A 22,860-nucleotide genomic window follows, 5' to 3' on the forward strand; every position below is an offset into this window, starting at 1 on the left:
CATCACATCCTGAACACACCGAACGCGGGCCGCTCGGCAATCGGCGCTTCGAGCGTTGCCGCGAACGCCAACCCCAGCACATCCCTCGTCTGCACCGGGTCGATCACGCCGTCATCCCACAGCCGCGCGGTGGCGTAGTAGGGGTTGCCCTCGTCTTCGTATTTCTGGCGGATCGGGGCCTTGAACGCCTCGACCTCTTCCTCGGTCCAGCTGTCGGCATCGCGGTGGACGGTTGCGAGCACCGATGCCGCCTGTTCGCCGCCCATCACGCTGATGCGCGCATTGGGCCAGGTGAACAGGAAGCGCGGGGAATAGGCGCGGCCCGCCATGCCGTAATTGCCCGCGCCGAAGCTGCCGCCGATCACCACGGTGATTTTGGGCACAGTCGCGGTGGCGACGGCGGTAACGAGCTTTGCGCCATGCTTGGCGATGCCCTCGGCCTCGTATTTCCCGCCGACCATGAAGCCGGAGATATTCTGGAGGAACAGCAGCGGGATGCGCCGCTGGCACGCAAGCTCAATGAAGTGCGCGCCCTTGCGCGCGCTTTCGGAAAACAGCACGCCGTTATTGGCGAGGATCGCGACCGGCATCCCCCAGATGTGCGCGAAGCCGCAGATGAGGGTCGAGCCGTAATGGTGCTTGAACTCGTGGAACTCGCTGCCGTCGACCAGACGCGCGATGATCTCCTTCACGTCATAGGGCGCGCGGACATCCTCGGGGACGATGGCGTAAAGGTCCTCGGCATCGAATTTGGGCGGGCGCGGGTCCTTCAGCGCGATGTCCTTGGCCGCGCCGGTGTTCGCACCCAGCTGGCTGACAATGTCGCGCACGATGGTGAGCGCGTGTTCGTCATTCTCGGCGAGGTGATCGACCACGCCCGACTTCTTCGCATGGAGGTCGCCGCCGCCCAGATCCTCGGCGCTGATCTCCTCGCCCGTCGCGGCCTTCACCAGCGGCGGTCCGGCGAGGAAGATCGTGCCCTGGTTGCGCACGATCACGGTCTCGTCGGACATGGCGGGCACGTAGGCCCCGCCCGCGGTGCAGCTGCCCATCACGCAGGCGATTTGCGGGATACCGAGCGCGGACATGTTGGCCTGATTGAAGAAGATGCGCCCGAAGTGGTCGCGGTCGGGAAAGACCTCGGCCTGATGCGGCAGGTTCGCCCCGCCGCTGTCGACCAGATAGATGCACGGCAGCCGGTTCTCCTGCGCGATTTCCTGTGCGCGCAGGTGCTTCTTGACCGTCATCGGGTAATAGGTGCCGCCCTTCACGGTGGCATCGTTGCACACGATCATCACCTGTCGGCCCGACACGCGCCCGATGCCGCAGATCAGCGAAGCACCGTTGATATCGCCTTCGTACATGCCGTTTGCGGCCAGCTGACCGATTTCGAGGAAGGGCGAGCCCGGATCGAGCAGCCGTTCGACCCGCTCGCGGGGCAGCAGCTTGCCGCGCGAGGTGTGCCGCTCGCGCGATCGCTCGGGACCGCCCAAGGCCGCCTCGGCGACGGTCGCACGCAGATCATCGGCCAGCGCCTTGTTATGCGCAAACCGCGCCTTGGCGTCTGGCGCTTCGCGGTCGAGCGAGGAGGTGAGGGTGGGTGCGGTCATTCGAAGTACTCGCGATCAAAGTTCAAGACCGTCTCTCCCGGATCACGTTCATATGTTTCTCCGCGATCAAGGCTCGGTTTCGTCTGGATGTAGAACCTTGTATCCAGCGCCTTCAGCACGTCCAATCCTCCACGCAGTCCGCTGGAGTAACGCAGAGTCAGTTTCGCACATACTTGAGACAGCGAGCCTTCGGCAGCGTGCTGATCCACAATGACGAATCGTTGGGAAACGTAGGGCGTTTGATCGTCTTCGTTGCTCTCGCATTCGTCTATTGCGACTTCCTCGAACAGCAAATCGACAGAGCCGATGACATAGACCCCGGATATCATGGTCTCTTCACCAAGGCTGGTCAGATCATAGGCGCGCGGGCTGGCGGAGAGATCTTCGGCACCCGGCACCAGATCGCGGACCGAGGCGGGCAATGGGGGAAATTCCCCGCAGATGCGTCCAGCGCAGAGATCGAGCGTGCCGCCTGGCGGTTCGATAACAGCCCCGGAGTCTGGGTATGGCGTGCCTGAGGCCAGCGAGAAGCCCAGCAGTGCCGAGATAGCCAGCCTCATCCCGACGCCCCGATCAGCTCGGAACCGCCACGGGCAGCTTCTGCGACGGTCGCGCGCAACTCTTCGCCCAGCGGCCTGTTATGCGCAAACCGGGCCCTGGTGTCTGGCGCTTCGCGGTCGGGTTTCGATGGCAGAACCGGTGCGGACATGGTCTCTCCTTGACGCTGCCCTAACCGCGTTGCCACGCAAGGCCAAGATCGCACAGTCACGCGCGTTTCAAAACACCGGTGCGCCTTCGAGAATCGCAATATGCCCGGGCGCGAACCATCGCTCGCGCATCCACTGCGAGGCGGCGGTGCGAATCTTGCCCGGATAGTCTTCGGTGTCCGGGATCAGCACAGGCAGATCGAACCCGCGCACTGTCTCCAGCACGCCCGCCCAGTCGAACCTGCACCCGCTCGCCGCGGCGTGGCGCGCTATCTCGAGTTCCTGACCCCAGAAATAGATCGCCGAGGCCCCGACCTTGTCCTGCATCCGGTGCACATCGGGAAGGCGATCCTCGCCCACCAAGGGCAGCCAGATATCCGGCATCAGCAGGTCGACCGGCGCATCGGGCACCCAGTCGAAAGCATCGCTCTCGACGATCTCGACCTTGCTGCCGACACCGCCGGGCAGCCGCGCAAACAGATCGAGTTCGGCGTGCATGGCGATGATGTCCGGATCGCGCTCGACGATGGTCACGCGGTCCACTTCGTCGCGCAATGCCGTCTCCGCCGCCACCCAGCCCATGCCGAGCCCCATCACCGCCACGTGCCCGCGCGCGGCTTCGACCCCGAGAATCTGGCTCTCGAATTCGACCGGCGTCAACGACATCCAGGTATCTTCGCCGCGCGTGAGGATCACGATATCCTGCGCCAGAAGTACCCCGCTCCAGTAGCCGCGGCACGGCGCGGATTCGATGATCCGCAATTCCCATCCTGCGTTGCGCATCGGGCGATAGAGTTCGCGCAAGGGGCCGATGTCGAACAGGTCTAGCCCCATCTCCTCGGCAAGACCTGGCTGATCCGGCATCGCGGCCTAGCCCGCCGCCCCGATCAATTCGCGGCCGATCAGCATACGGCGGATCTCGTTCGTCCCCGCGCCGATATCGAGCAGCTTGGCGTCGCGCATGTAGCGTTCGACCGGCCAATCGAGCGTGTAGCCTGCGCCGCCCAGCGCCTGCACGCTTTCGGCAGCCACCCGGAACGCGTTCTCGCTCGCCAGCAGGATGCAGCCCGCCGCATCGAAGCGCGTCGTCTGTCCGGCATCGCAGGCCTTCGCCACCGCATAGGTGTAGGCGCGCGCCGATTGCAGCGCGACATACATGTCGGCGACCTTGGCCTGCATCAGCTGGAAGCTGCCGATCGGTTTGCCGAACTGCTTGCGCTCGCGCAGGTAAGGGATGACCGTGTCGAGGCATGCCTGCATGATGCCGAGCTGCAATCCGGCGAGCACCACGCGCTCGTAATCGAGCCCGCTCATCAACACACCGACGCCGCCATTGACCGGGCCCATGATGCGGTCCTCGGGAATGTGGCAATCGTCGAACACCAGCTCCGCCGTGGGCGAGCCGCGCATGCCGACCTTCTCGATCTTCTGGCCGATCGAGAAACCTTCGTCGCCTTTCTCGATCAGGAAGGCGGTGATCCCGCGCGAACCCGCGCTGCCATCGGTCTTGGCATAGACCACCAGCGTATCGGCATAGGTGGCGTTGGTGATCCAGAACTTGGTGCCGTTGAGCACGTATCCGCCTTGCACGGCCTCGGCCTTGAGTTTCATCGATACGACGTCGGAACCGGCGGAGGCCTCGGACATCGCCAGCGAGCCGACATGCTCGCCCGAGATCAGGCCCGGCAGGTATTTCGCCTTCTGCTCCTCGTTCCCCCAGCGGCGAATCTGGTTGATGCACAGGTTCGAATGCGCGCCGTAGGACAGGCCGAGCGAAGCGCTCGCGCGGCTGACTTCCTCGACCGCGATCACGTGTTCGAGATAGCCGAGCCCCAGCCCGCCATCCGCCTCGTCCACAGTAATCCCGTGCAGGCCCAGCTCACCCATCTGCGCCCACAATTCGGCTTGCGGAAAATAGTCTTCGCGGTCGATCTTCTCGGCCATCGGCGCGATCTGTTCGTCGGCGAAGCGGCCGATGCTGTCGCGGATCATCTCGGCGCTTTCGCCCAGCTGGAAATCGAAATCGGGGGTGGCGCGCATGGTGCTTGTGTGCCTTTCTGTTCTCTGTCGCGCCCATATCAGCGAAGGGCCTTTACGCAAACCGGCCACGTCAGGGCGGCAGAGGCCGGTCGATGCATTTGTCACCTGCCCTGTTTCCTGTATTGGCAATGGCGAGGGGAGCCTGAAAGTGACGTTGTTCGAGCAAAAGCCATGGCCTGTAGAAGCGCCCCCGGCTCAGGAATATTGCGATGAGGAACAACGACTTCGCGTTCTGTCGAGCTTCGGGTTCGCCTCGCTCGGCAGCGATCCCGAGCTCGATCGGATAACGCGCTTCGCGGCGCGGCTCTGCAATGCGGAATCGGCCGCGGTGAGCCTGGTCGAATCCGAACGCCAGGTGTTCCTCGCGCGCGAGCGGATCGAACTGACGGAAACCCCGCGTTCGACCAGTTTCTGCGCGCACACGATGCTCGGGTCGGAGATCCTCGAAGTGCTCGATGCGACCGACGACGATCGGTTTTCGGGCTTTGCGATGGTCACCGGCGAAGCGCACCTGCGCTATTACGCGGGCGTCCCGCTGATCTCGTCCGAGGGCGCGCCGCTGGGAGCGCTGTGCGTGCTCGACACCGAGCCGCGCAGCACTGGCCTGTCCGAGGTGCAGATCGAAGGGCTGATCACCCTCGCCGAGGCCGTCAGGCGACGGATCGAGACCCATCGCTATGCCAACCGCGCGTCGGAAGAAATACAGGCCAGCGCCGAACGGCTGCAATTCATGCTCGACAGCGTGCCCGATATCGCCTGGTCGGCGGCTCCCGGCCCGACATGGGATTATTTCAACGCCCGTTTCGGCGAAGTGACGGGAAAATCGGCGCTGCACGGAATCGACGACTGGCGCGAAGTCATCCACCCGGAAGATTTCGAGGCTTCGCTGGTCAAGTTCTCGCACGCGCTCGAAACTGCCTCCCCGTTCGAGGACGAATGGCGGCTGAAACAGGCCGACGGCAGCTATCGCTGGATCATTTCCCGTGCCGTTCCCTCCAGCAACGATCCCGCGACGGCGCGATGGTTCGGCACGCTGACCGATATCGACGACCGCTACCGCATCTCGCAGGAGCGCGAATTGCTGGCGGGGGAGCTGGCGCACCGGATCAAGAATATCTTCGCCGTCATCAGCGGCCTGATATCGATGACGGCAAGGGGCGACGCGAGCCTCCAGACCTATGCCGGCAAGCTGACGGATACCGTCCGCGCCCTGTCGCAGGCGCAGGAGGCCGCGCTCAAGACCGGATCGAATTCGGGCGGCAACCTGCGCGAATTGCTCGCGATCCTCACGGCTCCCTATGGCTCCGCCGTCACCGATTCGGTGCGGATCGACGGGGACGCGGTGACATTCGGTTCGCGCTCGGCCACCCCGCTGGCTCTGGTGTTTCACGAGCTGGCCACCAATTCCGCCAAATACGGCGCACTCAGCACCCCCGAAGGAACGGTCGACATCGCCATCTCGCGCGGCGAGGAAGACGTCAGGATCGACTGGCGCGAAAGTGGCGGCCCGCCCGCGGTCGCGCCCGAACAGACCGGCTTCGGATCGCGCCTGGTCACGCTCGCGATCGGCAACCAGCTGGGCGGGAACATGGTGCAGAACTGGCACGCAGAGGGGCTTCACGCCGAAATCACCCTGTCGCTGGAGCGGCTGGCCCAGTGACTGTTCCGTGGCCATGTGACCGCGGTTCGCAGTGCCGATGACCACTCCGCCCGACGATTCCGGCACGCTTCTGCGGTTCGAGCAGGTCACCCGCCGGTTCGGCGACGTGGTGGCGCTGAACGGCGTAGACTGCACCATCGCAGCGGGCAGCTTCGTGGCGCTGGTCGGCGCATCGGGTTCGGGCAAGTCGACCCTGCTCAAGATGGTCAACACCTTGATCTACCCGAGCGAGGGGCGCGTGCTGTTTGCGGGCGAGGATGTCGCCGATCTCAATCCGTCGCGGCTGCGGCGGCGGGTCGGATACGTGTTTCAGGGAATCGGCCTGTTTCCGCATTTTGCGGTGGGGGAGAATATTGCGATCGGCCCGCGGCTCCACGGCGAAAAACTGCCGCAGCACCGCATCGCCGAGCTGCTCGATCTGGTCGAGCTCGATCCCGAGATGGCGAGCCGGATGCCCGATGAGCTTTCGGGCGGTCAGCGCCAGCGGGTCGGGGTGGCGCGCGCGCTCGCGGGCGAACCCGAACTGCTGCTGATGGACGAACCGTTCGGCGCGCTCGATCCGATCACCCGCAACGCGCTGGGCGAGAAGGTCCGCGAGCTGCACGAGCGGCTCGGCCTGACGACCGTGATGGTCACCCACGACATGGCCGAAGCCTTGCTGCTCGCCGACCGGGTGCTGGTGCTGGATGCGGGCGAGCTGGTCGCCGATTGCACGCCGCAGCAATTGCTCACCGGTGCCGGAGGGGAGATCGCGCAAGGGCTGGTTGCGGTGCCGCGCCAGCAGGCGGAAAGACTCGCCGCGATGGAAGGGCGGCTCGCTTGATGGACGGGTTCGGCGAAATCCTGCTCGGTCTCGGCGACAAGCTCGCCGCGCATGTCGTGCTCGCCGCCAGTGCGATCGGGCTCGGGATCCTGGTCGCGCTGCCGCTGGCGGTGTGGGCGGGTCGGTCTCCCGCGGTCTCGCGGGTCGCGCTGGGTTTCGCGAGCCTCGTCCAGACCATCCCGGCGCTGGCGCTGCTCGCGCTGTTCTTCCCAATCCTGCTGTCCCTGCGCGCGGTGTTCGGCGAGGACCTGCCGACGCTCGGTTTCCTGCCGGCGTTGCTGGCGCTGGCGCTCTATGCGCTGCTGCCGATCCTGCGCAACGCCGTCACCGCGCAGGCCAATCTCGATCCGGGTGCGCTCGAAGCCGCCGATGGCGTGGGGATGACGCGCTGGCAAAAGCTGTACCTGGTCGAAGGGCCGCTGTCGGCGCCCTACATCATGGCCGGCATTCGCACCGCGAGCGTATGGACGATCGGCGCGGCGACCCTGGCGACGACGATCGGGCAGCCGAGCCTCGGCGATCCGATCTTCGCGGGATTGCAGACCCAGAACTGGGCGCTGGTGCTGGCCGGATGTTTCGCCAGTGCGGGCTGGCGCTGGCGGCGGACTGGCTGCTGTGGTGGATCGAGCGCGGCCTGATCGAACGCAAGAGATGGCTGTGCGGCGGGGCGATGGCGGCGGTTGCGCTCGGTATCGCGGCGGCGCTCATCTATCAGGGCGGCGGCGACGACGAGGACACGATCGTTATCGCTTCCAAGCAATTTTCCGAACAGTACATCCTCGCCCAGCTGATCGGCGCACGGCTCGAAGCGGCAGGTTACGCAGTCGAATATCGCGACGGGCTCGGTTCGGCGGTGGTGCACAATGCCGTCGCCAATTCGAGCATCGACATCTCGGTCGATTACACCGGCACGATCTGGACCAACAATCTCAAGCGCACCGACAATCCCGGGCGCGAGGCGATGTACGACACCATCGTCGAGTGGGAACGCGAAACCAATGGCGTGCGCGTGCTCGGGCGGCTCGGGTTCGAAAATGCCTATGCCTTTGCCATGCGCGCCGATCGCGCGGCACGGCTCGGCGTATCCTCGCTCGAGGACCTGGTGGCCGTCGCTCCGCAATTGACGGTCGGCGGCGATCCCGAATTCTTCGAACGCCCCGAATGGATCGCGGTGCGCGACGCCTACGGCATGCGGTTCGGTGAGACGCGCAATTTTGCGCCGACCTTCATGTACAACGCGCTGCGTTCGGGAGAGGCCGACGTAATCAGCGCCTACACGTCGGACGGGCGGATCGCGGCGGACCGGCTGGTGGTGCTCGCGGACCCGCGCGGAGCGCTGCCGAGCTACGATGCGATGATCATGCTTTCCCCGCGGATCGCCGACGACGAGGATATTGCCGCGGTGCTGAAGCCGCTGATCGGCGCGATCGACGTCGCAGCGATGCGCGAGGCGAATTTCGCGGTCGACCGCGAGGGCGAAGGCAAGCTCTCGCCGAAGGATGCGGCGAAAGCGCTGGCGGACAGGATCGGGTTGTAGGTCGTAGCGGGGCAGGTTGGACCTACCGCGCCCGCTTCCACACTTGCGTCTGGCAGAATGGGCCGATGCAGCCCTTGACCTCGAGCGTGTTCGCGCCGGTCCGCCGCACCACCGAACGGTAGCTCTTGCCGCTCTTGGGATCGTAAATCCGCCCGCGCCACAACGCCGCTTCCTCGGTAAAGCCGAACAGCACCGGCAGACCGAGCAGCTTGCGCTGCTTGAGCCGGGGATCGGGGTTGTTGATATCGCGCTGGTCCGGGCCATCGGGGGCGGAACAAGGAACCGCGCGACCTTGCCGCACGTACTCGCTCCGCACCGACCGATCTCGACCACCGCATCCCGATCCTGCGTCACCCAGCGCCCGGCGATCGAATCCGCCGCCACCGCAGGATAACCGTACGCGGCCGCCAGCGCAGCGAGAAGTGCAGCAAGTCGGCGCGCAGGCATGAACGTCTCCCAGGTCGGCTCGATCGGTATTCGCGCGAATGCAACGCACGGTTACATTTCGCTCAGTCGAAGCCGACGCCCATCGGCCAGCGGCGTCCGCAAATACCCATGACCTTGAACAGCGCTCCCATTTCGCCATCGCTCACCAGCCGATCGTATTGCCGCTGCAGCGTCTTGGCCTGACCCGGCGACTTGCGCTGGAGCGCTTCGAGCCGCACGTCGATCCCCAGCTGGCGCAGCCAGTCGCCCTGCATCTGAAGCCCCATTATGTCGGCGCCGTTGTTCGCGGCGACTTCGTGCAGCATTTCGAAATCGACATGCGCGGTCATATCGGCCTCGCCTGGATGCGAGAGCGGGTCGACCTTCTTGTGATTCTTGAGCGCCTGCAGGGTCGATCCGGCGCGCAGTTCGGTCGGGCCGTAATCGATGATCAGCGCCGCCCCGCCCTGATTGACCAGCCGCTGCGCGATCTCGCCCATCAGCGTGGCCGCCGCCGGGCTGGTTTCGATCATCGATCCCTGCGCGGCGCTCTTCCAGCTGGACGGGACCACCGAATCCATCGGCTTGTCCCCGGCGACGAAGACAAACCGATCATCTTCCAGCCCCACCATGCGCTCGTGCCACCCCTGCGCCGAGCGGACCAGCTGGTGCACCGGCAGCGCATCGAAGAATTCGTTGGCGACGATCAGCAGCGGGCGGTCTTCGGGCAGCGTTGAAAGATCGTTGTGGAACCGCACGGTCGGGAATTCCGTACGCTGGATCTGGCGCAGCGCGATCGATCCTTCGACGAAGTGCAGGTGCGGATCGAATCCGTATTTTCCGGCGGCGCGCAGGATATCCTTGGTCAGCGTCCCGCGTCCGGGCCCGAGCTCGACGAAGTGGATGTTGTCGGACGAGCCCATCCTGACCCACAGGTCGGCGAACCACAGCCCGATCAGTTCGCCGAACATCTGACTGACTTCGGGAGCGGTGATGAAATCTCCCTCTTCGCCCAGCGGATCGCGGCTGGCGTAATAGCGCGCGTTGGATTCGCCCATGAACTGCGCAAGGCTGATCGGTCCGTTTTCGCGGATCAGGCGGCGGAAGCTCTTGCCGAGATCGAGCTTGGCGAGTTCGGCAGCCTCGGTTTCGGCCTTGGCCTTTGCCTCAGCCTCGGCCTCTGCCTCTTTCTTGGCTTTGGCTTCGGCAGCCGCTTTTTCCTTGGCTTCCTGCTTGACCTTCGCTTCAGCCTCTCGCTTCGCCCGCTCTTCGGCCTCGCGCTTGGCTTTTTCCTCGGCCTCTTTCTTCGCCTTGGCCTCGGCTTCCGCTTTTGCCTTCGCTTCGGCAGCGGCTTTCTTTTCCGCTTCCTTCCTGGCCTTGGCTTCTGCTTCGGCCTTTGCCTTTTCTTCGGCTTCCTTTTTCGCCTTGGCTTCAGCCTCAGCCCGAGCCTTCTCCTCGGCTTCTTTCTTCGCTTTCGCTGCTGCGGCTGCCTTGGCGGCCTCTGCCCTGGCTTCTTCTTCCGCCTTGCGCGTGGCCTCGGCTTCCCGCTTGGCTTTTTCCTCGGCCTCTTTCTTCGCCTTTGCCGCCGCTTCGGCCTTCGCCTTACTCTCGGCCTCTAGCTTCGCTTTCTGTTCGGCTTCTGCTTTGGCCTCCGCCTCCGCCTTGGCCTTCGCATCGGCTTCCTTCCGGGCCTTTTCTTCCGCTTCCTGCTTGGCTCTGGCTTCCGCTTCCTTGCGAGCCTTCTCCTCGACCTCTCGTCTCGCTTTGGCTTCCGCCTCGGCCCGGGCCTTCTCTTCGGCTTCCTTCTTTGCCTTGGCTTCCGCTGCAGCCTTCGCCCGCGCTTCCGCTTCGAGCTTGGCCTTGGCCTCGGCTTCGGCCTTCGCCTCGGCCTCCGCAGCGGCCTTGGCGCGCGCTTCCTTCTCTGCCCCGGCCTTGGCCTCGGCAGCCGCCTTCGCTTCAGCCTCTTTCCGGGCCTCGTCTTCCGCTTTCTTTCTGGCTTGCGCTTCGGCCGCTGCCTCCGTCGCTTGCGCTTCTTCGCGCGATCGGGCTTCCGCCTCGGCGAGGCTCAGGAGAAGTGTTTCGCTGCCGTCGGGCTCGATCAGCCGCAGCGTGGGGCGCCAGAGGCGCGGGTCGTCGTCGAGGATCAGGCCGCCTGCGTCATGCTCCCCGCGCCCGTGCCAACCGGCTTGCGGGTCACCGCGTAGAGCGTGACAATCAATCCAGTCAGTATCAGCGGTATCGTCAGCCATTGCCCCATCGATAGCCCGGTTCGCACTGCAAAGTCAGCCAATTGTTCGTCGGGTTCCCGGAAGAATTCGTTAACAAAGCGCGCTGCACCCATGCCGAGCGTGAATATCCCGACCAGCAGGCCGCGACGATACCGGGCGCGGGTCGTCCAGAACAGCAACAGCAGGATCACCAGCAGCGCCAGCCCTTCGAGCCCGGCCTGATACAGCTGGCTCGGGTGCCGGACGACCTCTCCGCCGCCGGGAAACACCATGCCCCACGACACGTCGGTCGTGCGTCCCCACAGCTCGCCGTTGTTGAAATTGGCCAGCCGCCCCAGCAGCATCCCCATCGGAACGCTGACCGCGATGTAATCGCACACCCGCAGGAAATCGAGCTTGTCGCGCCAGGTGACGTAGATGATCGCCAGCAGCACCCCGATAAGCCCGCCATGGAAGCTCATCCCGCCTTCCCACAGCTTGAGCACCTCGATCGGGTTGGCCCACATGTCGGGCTTGTAGAAAATCGAATAGCCGATCCGCCCGCCGAGGATCACGCCCAGGGTGCAATAGAAGAACAGGTCGTCTGCATGCCGCTGCGCCATCGGTGCGCCCGGCGCCTTGAGCATCTTCGAAGTGTGCCAGTAGGCGAAGAACACCCCGATCAGATAGGCCAGCGAATAAAACCGCAGTGTGAAGAATCCGAGGTCGATCCCCGGCCGCAGCCCAAGATCGGACCAGTAGATCGGGTCGGCGGCGCCGCTCGCAGCGAGTAGTGACAGCACGGAGTTAACCTCTTAAGAGCGATGAGACGTCGTATCGGCGGCTCTGCCGGGCGGCTTTTGGCACAGCCGGTGGACAAGGGGAAGCCTCGCGCAGGCCGAGACACGCAAACGTCGCCGCATGGCGGCGACGACGGACAGACGAGCGAATTTGACAGGAGAGAACTCTGCATGCCCACCCAGCTGGACACCGCACTAGAAACAATCATCGGTGAGCTGACCAAGGAAGGACAGCCGTTCGCGACTGTGCCGTTCGATCGCGACGGCGTCGCCATGCCCGCTTTCGCGGTGTGCCCTCCGACGCTGGCGTATTACTTCGCGCACTTCTGCAACGAGCACAAGGACGTCGAATTCCTCGTCGATGGCGACATTCGCCTGACCTTCGGCGAAGCCTACGGTGCCGCGGTCTGCGTGGCCGAAGGGCTTGCGACCAGGCACGGCGTCGGGAAGGGCGACCGCATCGGGATCGCGGCGCGCAACTCCACCAGCTGGATCATCGCCTATATGGGCATCGTCATGGCCGGTGGCTGTGCGACGCTGCTCAACGGGTTCTGGTCGGGAGAGGAACTGGCCTACGGGATCGATCTCGCCGAGTGCAAGCTGGTGCTCGCCGATGCGGGCCGCGCCAGGCGGCTTGAAGGCCATGCGCACAAGGCCGCGCTGGTCATGATCGAGCATGACAAGGCCCCCGCCGAAGCACTCGAAAATGTCTGGGCTGCACCCGGTTCGCCAGGCGTCGCGATGGCGATGCTCGGCCAGCTTGGCCCCGACGACATTGCGACGATCCTCTACACCTCCGGATCGACCGGCAAGTCAAAGGGCGCGTGGTCGGATCATCGCGGGGTCATGCACGGCGTGATGAGCTACGTCAGCCAGAGCGCGATGGCCAAGATCCTGCTCGAAAGCCAGGGCGAAGATGTGTCGGCGCAGCCCGCCGCGCTGGTCGCGGTGCCGCTGTTCCACGTCACCGGCGAAGTGCCGCTGTTCCTGCAGAGCTACGCGATTGCGCGCAAGCTGGTGCTGATGCCGAAGTGGGATGCCCAGGAGGCCTTGCGCCTGATGGCGGAGGAAAAGGTCACCTATTTCGTCGGCGTGCCGCTGATGAGCTATGAAATCGCCAACCACCCGGCGCGCGAGAAGTATGATCTTTCTGCTTGCCGCAGCTTTGCCGCCGGCGGTGCGCCGCGTCCGGTCGAACATGTGACCAAGATCAAGGAAGCCTTCCCCAAGGGTTTCCCGCTGCTCGGCTACGGCCTGACGGAAACCAACGCGGTCGGCTGCGGCAATTTCAACGAGAACTACATGGCCAAGCCCGGATCGACCGGGCGCGCAAGCGTGCCGATGGTCGATCTCGCGATCCTCGACGATGACGGCAACAAGCTCGAACAGGGCAAGGTAGGCGAGGTCTGCATCCGCTCGGTCGCCAATTTCCGCGGCTACTGGAACAACGACGAAGCGACCGATGCGGCCTTCACCAAGGACCAGTATTTCCGCACCGGCGATCTCGGCTATCTCGACGAGGACCATTACCTGTTCATCGTCGACCGCAAGAAGGACATCATCATTCGCGGTGGCGAGAACATCACCTGCATCGAAGTCGAAGACGCGATCTACGCGCATGACGACATTGCCGAATGTTCGGTGTTCGGCCTGCCGGACGAGCGCATGGGCGAAGTCCCGGCGGCGGTGTTCCGGGTGAAGACCGGGCGCGATGCGATGACACCCGCGCAATTGCGCGAATTCCTGCTGAGCCGGATCGCGCCCTTCAAGGTGCCGCTCGAAGAGCATATCTGGGTTGTGACCGAAGTGCTGCCGCGCCTCGGCACCCAGAAGATCGACAAGAAAACGCTGCGTGAGCAATATCGCAAGAAAATCGCCGCCTGAACCGCGCCCCTTGGGCCATGCACGCCTGAAGGCGGACACAGTATGAGCGCGAAGCGCGTTTCGGCGCAGCGCGCCATCATCGATCGCCGCGTGCTGTCCGAAGAGGTCGCGGCGCTGGCGCGGGAACAGGGGGCGAAGGCGCGCCCTGCGATCCTCGCCGCACTGCGAGCTGCGCTCGATAGCGGGCGCGAACAGCTCGCGTTGCGGCTCTCGGAAAAGCCCTCCGCCGGCCACGAAAACACGGCGGGGCATTCGTTCCTGATCGACCAGCTGGTGCGGGTGATCCACGAATACGTGACCGAATATGTCTATCCGGTGGCGAACCGCAGCGCGGCGGAACGGCTCGCGATCCTTGCGGTGGGCGGCTACGGCCGGGCCGAGATGGCGCCGCATTCCGACGTCGATATCGCCTTCATCACCCCGCTGCGCCGCGCGCCGTGGTGCGAGCAGGTGATCGAGGCCATGCTCTACCTGCTGTGGGATCTCGGGCTCAAGGTCGGACATTCGAGCCGCACCGTCGCCGACACGATGAAGATGGCGAAAGAGGATCTGACGATCCGCACTTCGCTGCTCGAGGCCCGTCTGGTGTGGGGCGATCAGGCGCTCTACGAGGAGCTGCGGAGCCAGTTCTGGAACGACGTGGTCAAGGGGAACGCGCGCCAGTTCCTGACGCAGAAACTGCAGGAGCGCGAGGCCCGGCACAAGCGCATGGGCGACAGTCGCTATGTCGTCGAACCCAATGTGAAGGACGGCAAGGGCGGCCTGCGCGATCTCCAGACGCTGTACTGGATCGGCAAGTTCATCCACCGCGCCAACACCGCCGCCGAGCTGGTCGATGTCGGCTTGCTGACCCAGGCCGAATATCGCAGTTTCCGGCGCGCGGAGGGTTTCCTGCTGGCGGTTCGGTGCCACATGCACACCATCACCGACCGCGCCGAGGACCGGCTGACCTTCGACCTCCAGCGCGAAGTCGCCAAACGCATGAACTTTGCCGATCGCACCGGCAAGAGCGCGGTCGAACGGTTCATGCAGTTCTATTTCCTTCAGGCCAAACGGGTGGGCAGCCTGACCGGCGTGTTCCTGGCGCATCTCGACGAGGAATTCGCCAAGAAGCGCACCCGCACCGGTTTTTTCGCCGGCTGGAACGCGAGGCCGCGCTCGCTTAAGGGCTATGTGGTCGAGGGCGGGCGGATCAAGACGCCGGGCGACGACTGGTTCCGCAAGGACCCCGTGCGACTGATCGAGGTGTTCCAGCTGGCTGAAGCCAACCAGTTCGAGGTGCATCCCGAAACGATGCGGCAGGCCGACCGCGATGCGAAACGGATCAATGGCGAAATCCGCGACGATCCACGCGCCAACGCGCTGTTTCTCGATCTGCTGGGCGGCAAGAACGATCCCGAAACGGCGCTGCGCTGGATGAACGAAGCGGGCGTGTTCGGTCGGTTCGTTCCCGATTTCGGGCGAGTCAATGCGCAGATGCAGTTCGACATGTATCACCATTACACCGTCGACGAACACACGATCCGCGCGATCGGCCTGCTCAGCCAGATCGAGCGCGGGTTGCTGGCGAAGGATCATCCGCGCGCGACCAAGCAGATTCACAAGGTTTCCTCGCGCCGCGCGCTGTTCGTCGCGGTGCTGCTGCACGATATCGCCAAGGGCCGCGGCGGCGACCATTCGGTGCTGGGCGCCGAGGTTGCACAAGAGCTGTGCCCGCGCTTCGGGCTTGACGACAAGGAAACCGAGCTGGTCGCTTGGCTGGTGCTGCAGCACCTCCTGATGAGCTCGACCGCGCAGAAACGCGACCTGACCGATCCCAAGACGATCGAGGATTTCGTCGCCGAGGTGAAGACGCTGGACCGGCTGCGCAATCTGGCGATCCTGACCGCCGTCGATATCCGCGCGGTCGGGCCGGGAACGTGGAACAGCTGGAAGGGCCAGTTGCTCGGCGAGCTGTACGATTCCGCGCAGGAGCGATTGCGACTGGGCCATATGCGCCATGGTCGCAAGGAGCGGGTAGCCGCCAAGAAGGAGGCTGCGGCCCAGGTGCTCGGCGACAAGGCCTATCTGCTCGAAAGCGTCGGCCGGATGATGAGCGATGCCTACTGGATCGCCGAACCCGAAGACATCATCGCCAAGAACTTCATCCAGTACGAAGAGGCGAAGCGGATCGAAGAGCACCTGTCGATCCATTGCGAGCCGGACGAAGAACGCGGAGCAACGCTCGTCAGCGTCATCGCCGCCGATCATCCGGGATTGTTTTACCGGATCGCGGGCGGCATTCACCTGGCCGGGGCCAACATCATCGATGCCCGCATCCACACCGCGATGAACGGCTACGCGGTCGACAATTTCTTGGTGCAGGACCAGCACGGCGAGCCGTTCAGCGAGGCGAACCAGATCGCCCGGCTCAAGAAAGGCATCCGCGATGCGCTGCTCGCGCAGGTCGAGTTGGTGCCCAGGCTCGCGGCGCGTCCGCTGTCGCATTCGCGCGCCAAGACCTTCAATGTCGTCCCGCGGGTCAATTTCGACAACACCGCATCCAATCACTTCACCGTGATCGAAGTGACCGCGCGCGACCGCCCGGCGCTGCTCAACCGGCTCGCGCATGCGCTGTTCAAGGCGAACCTGATGGTCCAGTCGGCGCACATCACGGCATATGGCGAAAGCGTTGCGGATACGTTTTACGTCACCGATCTGACCGGCGGCAAGGTCACCGCGCCCGATCGCCTGGCCGAAATCGAGGCGGCGCTGCTCGCTGCGGCGAGCGACGCGCGGCAACAGCAACTCGAAGACGCCTGAGCGCCACTCGTCGAGCGCGGGGCCCAACTAGGTTGCAATTCGAGAACCTTTCGCTAATGGCGGGTGCCCTTACGTCAGGGAGACCCTTCAATGAATTTTCGTACCGCAACGCGTCGCACCCCCCTTGTTGCCAAGGCCGCGCTGCTGCTGTGTTCCTCGGCTGCCTTCCCCTTCGCAGCTCATGCCCAGGATACCGACCCCGACGCCGGTGATCAGCCGGCCGAAGAACGTCGCGCAAGCGCGCTCGACAGCTTCGGCGATATCGTCGTCACCGGCACCAAGACCCAGGATCCGGAAAACGTGCAGGACGTGCCGCTGGCCGTCACCGCGTTCAACGCCGACACGCTCGAAGCGCTCAAGGTGCGCGACGTCCAGGGCCTGACCTATTCGGCCCCGAACGTGTCGCTCGACCAGATCGGCACCAGCCGCGGCACCGCCAACTTCTCGATCCGCGGGCTCGGCATCAACTCGTCGATCCCCTCGATCGACCCGACCGTCGGCGTGTTCGTCGACGGGGTGTATCTCGGTTTCAACGGCGGGGTCGTGTTCGACCTGTTCGACCTCGACAGTGTCGAAATCCTGCGCGGCCCGCAGGGCGTGCTGTTCGGCCGCAACGTGACCGGCGGTGCCGTGCTGATCAACACCGGCAACCCGACCGAAGATTTCCGCGGCAAGTTCCGCGCGGCGGTCGATGGCCCGCTGCTCGATGGCGGTCGCGGCGGTGCCAACTACACCGTCAGCGGAGTGGTGTCCGGCCCGATCGTCGAAGACACGCTGCTGTTCAAGCTCGGCGCGTATTACAACAACGACGAAGGCTATTTCCGCAATCTGTTCGACGATTCGAACCACGGTGCGGCGGAAACGCTGATCCTGCGCGGCGCGCTCGAAGCGCGGCTGGGCGATCTCACCCTCACCGGCAAGCTCGATTACTTCGAAAGCGAAGGCGACGGGCCCTCGGCGCAGAACCGGGGCACGTTCGATCGGGATTCGTTCGATTTCGCGATCGACTTTCCCGGCTTCTACGACAACACGATCTGGACCGGCTCGCTGACCGCCGAACTCGATATCGGCCCGGGCACGCTGACCAACATCTTCGGCTATCGCGACTACGAAGCCGTAACCGGAGGCGATATCGACGCGCTGCCGGTGTTCATCTTCCACTCCGACACCGAAACCGCGCAGGACCAGATTTCGAACGAGCTGCGCTACGCGGTCTCGACCGACACGTTCGATCTCACCGTCGGCGGGTTCTATTTCGATCAGTCGATCGCCTACACCGAAATCCGCAACATTCCCTCTGCGCCGACATCGTTCTTCGGAGGAGGGGCGCAGGATCACGAGGTGCTCGGCGCATTCGCCGCCGGCCAGTTCAATCTTACCGACAGTTTTTCGGTCATCGCCGGAATCCGCTGGAGTCAGGAGACCAAGGACGCTGCGGTCACCTATGTGCGCCCGCGTCCGCCGTGCTCGGTGCTGGACGGGACCTGCCCGGTTTCCGGCACCAACCCGATCATCCCGACCGAGAACAACGGCTTTACCGACCGGGTGCGGTTCACCAACTGGTCGCCCAAGCTGGGCGTGCAGTACGAATGGAACGACAGCCAGGTCTACGCGCACTGGACCCGCGGCTTCCGTTCGGGCGGCTACAATTTCCGCATCACCAATGCCAACGCCTTCGAAGCGATCGCGCTGGCACCGGGCGGCAGCTTCAACTTCGACGAGGAACAGGTCGACAATTACGAAATCGGCGGCAAGTTCCAGACTGCCGACGGCTCGCTCACGCTCAACGTCGCGGCCTACATCACCGAAATCGGCAACATGCAGCGCGAGGTCAACCAGGCCTCGCTCACCTCGGGCGTGGCGCAGTCGATCTTCAACACCGCCAACGCGACCATCACCGGTTTCGAAGCCGAAGCGCGGGTGCGGCTGAGCGACAGCCTGATCGTCACGGCGAATATCGGCCTGATCGACGACGAATACGACGAGATCCTGTTCGATATCTCGGGCGATGGCGTGATCAACGACACCGATCTCGACCTGCGCCTGCCGCGCGTTCCGGAAGTCACCTGGGGCGTGGGCTTCATCCACGAGGCGCTGCTCGACAACGGTGAAATCCTGACCCGCGTAAACTACCAGTATCGCGACGAATTCGCCTACACCGACAACAATTTCGGGTTCGTGCAGGACATCTCGAACCTCGAAGCGAACGTCACCTGGGTGACCCCGATCGAAGGTTTCTCGCTGTCGGTCTACGGCCGCAACCTGCTCGACGAAGTGCAGGTCGGCGGGGACACGCAGGTTCCGTTCGGCGGCCCCCTGTCGAACGGCGTGAACCGTCCGTTCGACCAGTTCCCGGCGGCCGGCACCTTCTCGCCGCTGTCGAAGGGCCGCAATGTCGGCGTCGAGGCGACGTTCGAGTTCTGAGCGTTTTCGGATTTCGCGCCCCATCCGGGGCGCGATTTCCTCGCTCACGCAACCTGACCGTCGCATCGCTGCAGGGGTGGTCGGTCGCTCTCGCGATTGCTGCGCTATCGATCTGTACAGGATCTTGAAGGGGCGTTCCGTGTGGAGCGCCCCTTTCTTATCCGCGCGCTCCGAACAGCGCGGTCCCGACCCGCACATGGGTCGCGCCGAGCTGCACCGCGGTTTCGTAATCGCCGCTCATTCCCATGCTTAGACCGGCAAGCCCGTGGTCCTGCGCCAGCTTGTAAAGCAGCGCGAAGAACGGCGCGGGTTCGATGTCGGCGGGCGGCAGGCACATCAGGCCCGCGACCGGAATGTCGGCATCACGCGCCTTTGCCAGGAACGCGGGCAGGTCCGGGATCGCGCAGCCGCCTTTCTGGTCCTCGTCGCCGATATTGACCTGCACGAAGCACGGCACGCGCTTGCCCGCCTTGTCCATCGCTTTGGCCAGCGCCTTGAGCAGGCTTGGCCTATCGAGCGAATGGATCACGTCGAACAGGTCCACCGCGTCCTCGGCCTTGTTCGATTGCAGCTGGCCGATGAGGTGCAGTTCGACGTCGGGGTAGTCGGCGCGCAGCCCCGGCCACTTGTCCTGCGCTTCCTGCACCCGGTTTTCGCCGAACACCCGGTGCCCGGCTTCGAGCAAAGGGACGATCCGCCCGGGCGGATGGGTCTTGCTGACCGCGATCAGAGTCACCTCGTCGCGGTCGCGCCGGGCGATCTTGCACATCCGGGCAATGTTGGTGTCGACTTCGGCAAGTCGTGTGGCTGCACTTTCCATGGCGCGTCGCTATAGCCGAGCCATGGTGCGAGACCAGTCCCCCAACGCCGCGCTTCCGCTGCTGTGGCTGCTGAGCGACGCGCGCAACGACGCGGCGCTCGAAACCGCCATTGCACGTCTGCCCGCAGGATCGGGATTCGTGTTCCGGCATTACCACCTGCCGCAAGAGGCCCGTGCGGCGCGGTTTGCTTCTGTCCTGCCGCTGCTTCGCGCGGGTCAGCACTGGGCAATCGTCTCCGCCAGCCACGACATCGCGGCACAGTGGGGCGCCGATGGGGTATACGGGCCATTCCGCCGCATGCCCCCGGCAGGCATGAAATGGATCGCAACCGCACACGACGAAGACGAGCTGGTCGCTGCCGATCGCGGGGCGGCCGACGCGGTCATGCTTTCGCCGGTGTTCCCCACCCGCTCGCACCCCCGGGGCGAAGTGCTTGGAATCGATGAATTCCATCGTCTCGCACGGGCGTGTGCAACCCCGGTCATCGCGCTCGGCGGGATGACTGCCGAGCGCGCGCGGAAACTCGAATGGCCGCGCTGGGCCGCAATCGACGGGTTGAGCTAGGCGCATCCACTCGCCGCTCTTTCCTTGACCGCGAGTCCACGAGGATTCATGGTGTGTTCCGGCAGGAGGATTGGATGGCCACGCGCGCGATAAACACCCGCAAATCGACCGCCGACTGGCGCGCCGGACTGCGCCGGTCGCTGCGACGCGCGGCGCAGATGACCGGTGCCGGCGTGCTGCTGCTGACGATGATCTTCCTCGCGCTGGCGCTGGCCAGCTACACCCAGACCGATCCCAGCCCCTCGACTGCCGCCGCTCTCGACCGGGTGGACAACTGGATGGGCTTGAGTGGCGCGTGGGCGGCGGACCGGGCGCTGTTCGCATTCGGCCTCCCCGCGATCCTGCTGCTGCCGCTGCTCTACATCTCGGCGCGCAAGCTGTGGCGCGACGTCGAAAACGGCGACGAGGAGGAGACCACGCGCTGGTGGCTGCCGACCGGACTGCTGCTGATTGCGATGGTGCTGCTCGGTACGGTGCTGTCGCTCGCGTTCGATACGCGCACCGGCACTCTGCCCGCACAGATGGGAGGCGTTGCCGGACTGCTCGGAGCGGGCGCGATCGAAGCGATCGCCGCACGGTTCGGCGAGGGGGCGCGGGGCTGGATCATTTTCGGCGGTGCGCTCGTCTGCCTGGCGGGAGCGACCGCGCTGTTGACCCGGATCTTCGCGATCGACTGGCGCGCTCTGCTGACCCTGCCCGATTTCCTGACCCGCGATGGCGGCCCGCTCGCCCGGCTGCCGTTCCTGGGTGGGTCGAGGCGGCTCGCTTCGCCCGAAGAGGATGATGCGCTCGCCGCGCCCAAATCGCGCCGCAAGCCCCGGGCCGAACCCGAAGCCCGCGCCGAACCCGCGCCGCGCCGCTCACCCGAGATCACCGATCCTTCGGCCCCGCCGAAAAGGGCGGCTCCGGCCAAGGCCAACCAGCGCGATATGTTTGCGGCGTACGAATTGCCGAGCCTCGACCTGCTCGCCGATCCGCCCGCCGACAACGCGCCCAAGCTCGACAAGCTGGCGCTGGAACGCAACGCACGGCTGCTCGAAAACGTGCTCGACGACTTCAACGTCAAGGGCGAGATCACTGCGGTACGCACCGGCCCGGTGGTGACGATGTACGAGCTCGAGCCTGCTCCGGGCATCAAGGCCAGCCGGGTCGTCGGCCTGGCCGAAGATATCGCCCGCAACATGAGCGCGATCTCGGCCCGCGTGTCGCCGATCCCCGGCAAGACGGTGATGGGCATCGAACTGCCCAATGCCGATCGCCAGATGGTGATGCTCAAGGAACTGGCCGCCAGCGCCAGCTTTGCCGAGCACAAGGGCAACCTGCCGATCATTCTCGGCAAGGACATTGCCGGGGAACCGATCATCGCCGATCTCGCCGCCATGCCGCACCTGCTTGTCGCGGGGACCACCGGTGCGGGCAAGTCGGTCGGGCTGAACTGCATTCTCCTGTCGCTGCTCTATCACTTCACGCCCGCCGAATGCCGCCTGATCCTGATCGATCCCAAGGTGCTCGAGCTCAAGAGCTACGACGATATCCCGCACCTGCTCTCGCCCGTGGTGACCGAACCGCACAAGAGCGTTCGCGCGCTCAAGTGGGCGGTCGAGGAGATGGAGCGACGCTATCGCATGATGAGCAGCATCAATTCGCGCAACATCAACAGCTTCAACGACAAAGTCCGCGCCGCGATCGCCAAGGGCAAGCCGCTGGGCCGCAGGGTCCAGACCGGGTTCGACCCCGACACCGGCGAACAGCTCTACGAGGAAGAACAGCTCGATTACACGCCGCTGCCGCAGATCGTGCTGATCGTCGATGAGCTCGCCGACCTGATGGTGACGGTCGGCAAGGAGATCGAGGTTCTGATCCAGCGGCTCAGCCAGAAATCGCGCGCGGCGGGCATCCACCTAATCATGGCGACGCAGCGTCCGTCGGTCGACGTCATCACCGGCGTGATCAAGGCCAACCTGCCGACCCGGATCAGCTTCAAGGTGACGAGCCGGATCGACAGCCGCACGATCCTGGGCGAACAGGGGCGGAGCAGCTGCTGGGCAAGGGCGACATGCTCTACAAGCCGAACACCGGCGCGATGGTGCGCGTCCACGGCCCGTTCGTCAGCGACGAGGAAGTCGAAGCCGTGGCCGATTTCTGGCGCGCGCAGGGTGCCCCCGAATATGTCGACGCGGTGACCGAGGAACCCGAGGAGGGCGGCTTCAGTTTCGAAGACGAATTCACCGCTTCGGACAATCCCGACGAGCGCAAGTACCGCCAGGCCTGCCAGATCGTGATCGAGAACCAGAAGGCCTCCGGATCATGGCTCCAGCGGCAGATGGGCGTGGGCTACAACACCGCGGCCAAGTGGATCGAACGGATGGAGAGCGAAGGGCTGGTCGGCCCCGCCAACCATGTCGGACGCCGCGAGATTTTCCGCGATCAGGACGGCAACCCGATCTGACCGTCGGTTTCGACGCGCACATATCGACTGTAGCCGTAATGTCACAAACCCGAAGGATCGTTCGCCCCTGCTGCAATTATCTTTCTGACACAATCGACTGACTGTA

General features: G+C 64.7%; 14 protein-coding genes and 2 pseudogenes. 8 read left to right on the forward strand and 8 right to left on the reverse strand.

Annotation, left to right across the window (positions count from 1 at the left end; all coding sequences use genetic code 11):
• Positions 1–2 precede the first annotated feature (2 nt).
• From KDC96_RS11735 to KDC96_RS11750, 4 genes are all read right to left on the reverse strand, one after another.
• Positions 3–1,610 (reverse strand): carboxyl transferase domain-containing protein, encoded by a 1,608-nt coding sequence (locus KDC96_RS11735; RefSeq protein WP_212448609.1) that lies wholly within the window; start codon positions 1,608–1,610, stop codon positions 3–5.
• Positions 1,607–2,170 (reverse strand): hypothetical protein, encoded by a 564-nt coding sequence (locus tag KDC96_RS11740; protein WP_212448610.1) that lies wholly within the window; start codon positions 2,168–2,170, stop codon positions 1,607–1,609. The genes KDC96_RS11735 and KDC96_RS11740 overlap by 4 nt, the downstream gene beginning before the upstream one ends.
• Before the next feature lie 216 nt (positions 2,171–2,386).
• Positions 2,387–3,181: a hypothetical protein gene (locus KDC96_RS11745; protein ID WP_212448611.1), complete on the reverse strand. Its 795-nt coding sequence runs from the start codon at positions 3,179–3,181 to the stop codon at positions 2,387–2,389.
• Positions 3,182–3,187: 6 nt separating this feature from the next.
• The gene (locus KDC96_RS11750; RefSeq protein WP_212448612.1) at positions 3,188–4,357 is read right to left on the reverse strand and encodes an acyl-CoA dehydrogenase family protein; all 1,170 of its coding nucleotides are present in this window, start codon (positions 4,355–4,357) and stop codon (positions 3,188–3,190) included.
• Positions 4,358–4,505: 148 nt separating this feature from the next.
• Between KDC96_RS11750 and KDC96_RS11755 the strand changes: the two genes are divergently transcribed.
• The 3 genes and pseudogenes from KDC96_RS11755 (at position 4,506) to KDC96_RS11765 (ending at position 8,377) form a co-directional block, all read left to right on the forward strand.
• Entirely contained in the window at positions 4,506–6,017 is a 1,512-nt protein-coding gene (locus tag KDC96_RS11755; protein ID WP_305819759.1) for a sensor histidine kinase, read from the forward strand.
• 37 nt (positions 6,018–6,054) lie between these two features.
• On the forward strand, positions 6,055–6,840 hold the full coding sequence (locus tag KDC96_RS11760) for an ATP-binding cassette domain-containing protein (protein WP_212448614.1): 786 nt from the start codon (positions 6,055–6,057) through the stop codon (positions 6,838–6,840).
• Positions 6,840–8,377 (forward strand): annotated as a pseudogene (locus tag KDC96_RS11765) (ABC transporter permease/substrate-binding protein). Before KDC96_RS11760 ends, KDC96_RS11765 begins: the two are co-directional and overlap by 1 nt.
• A 22-nt stretch (positions 8,378–8,399) precedes the next feature.
• Here KDC96_RS11765 and KDC96_RS11770 read toward each other — a convergent pair.
• From KDC96_RS11770 to lgt, 3 genes are all read right to left on the reverse strand, one after another.
• On the reverse strand, positions 8,400–8,678 hold the full coding sequence (locus tag KDC96_RS11770; protein ID WP_371815480.1) for a DUF2147 domain-containing protein: 279 nt from the start codon (positions 8,676–8,678) through the stop codon (positions 8,400–8,402).
• A 208-nt stretch (positions 8,679–8,886) separates the two neighbouring features.
• On the reverse strand, positions 8,887–11,052 hold the full coding sequence (locus KDC96_RS16700; protein WP_371815481.1) for a class I SAM-dependent methyltransferase: 2,166 nt from the start codon (positions 11,050–11,052) through the stop codon (positions 8,887–8,889).
• Positions 10,947–11,813, reverse strand: coding sequence for a prolipoprotein diacylglyceryl transferase (gene lgt, locus KDC96_RS11780; RefSeq protein WP_212448615.1), 867 nt, complete (start codon positions 11,811–11,813; stop codon positions 10,947–10,949). Before lgt ends, KDC96_RS16700 begins: the two co-directional genes overlap by 106 nt.
• Before the next feature lie 168 nt (positions 11,814–11,981).
• Here lgt and KDC96_RS11785 point away from each other — a divergent pair, with 168 nt between their 5' ends.
• The 3 genes from KDC96_RS11785 (at position 11,982) to KDC96_RS11795 (ending at position 18,920) form a co-directional block, all read left to right on the forward strand.
• On the forward strand, positions 11,982–13,694 hold the full coding sequence (locus tag KDC96_RS11785; protein WP_212448616.1) for a class I adenylate-forming enzyme family protein: 1,713 nt from the start codon (positions 11,982–11,984) through the stop codon (positions 13,692–13,694).
• Positions 13,695–13,736: 42 nt separating this feature from the next.
• Positions 13,737–16,496, forward strand: coding sequence for a [protein-PII] uridylyltransferase (locus tag KDC96_RS11790; protein WP_212448617.1), 2,760 nt, complete (start codon positions 13,737–13,739; stop codon positions 16,494–16,496).
• Between the two features lie 90 nt (positions 16,497–16,586).
• Entirely contained in the window at positions 16,587–18,920 is a 2,334-nt protein-coding gene (locus tag KDC96_RS11795) for a TonB-dependent receptor (protein ID WP_212448618.1), read from the forward strand.
• Between the two features lie 157 nt (positions 18,921–19,077).
• Here KDC96_RS11795 and KDC96_RS11800 read toward each other — a convergent pair whose 3' ends face one another.
• Complete coding sequence (locus tag KDC96_RS11800) at positions 19,078–19,740, reverse strand: YggS family pyridoxal phosphate-dependent enzyme (protein WP_212448619.1); 663 nt, start codon at positions 19,738–19,740, stop codon at positions 19,078–19,080.
• A gap of 22 nt (positions 19,741–19,762) precedes the next feature.
• Between KDC96_RS11800 and KDC96_RS11805 the strand changes: the two genes are divergently transcribed.
• Together KDC96_RS11805 and KDC96_RS11810 are read left to right on the forward strand one after the other, a co-directional pair.
• Complete coding sequence (locus tag KDC96_RS11805; protein ID WP_249171780.1) at positions 19,763–20,305, forward strand: thiamine phosphate synthase; 543 nt, start codon at positions 19,763–19,765, stop codon at positions 20,303–20,305.
• A 74-nt stretch (positions 20,306–20,379) separates the two neighbouring features.
• A pseudogene (locus KDC96_RS11810) lies at positions 20,380–22,754 on the forward strand (DNA translocase FtsK 4TM domain-containing protein).
• The last annotated feature ends 106 nt before the right edge of the window (positions 22,755–22,860 follow it).

The organism is Erythrobacter sp. JK5 (assembly GCF_018205975.1).
Classification (GTDB): Bacteria; Pseudomonadota; Alphaproteobacteria; order Sphingomonadales; family Sphingomonadaceae; genus Erythrobacter.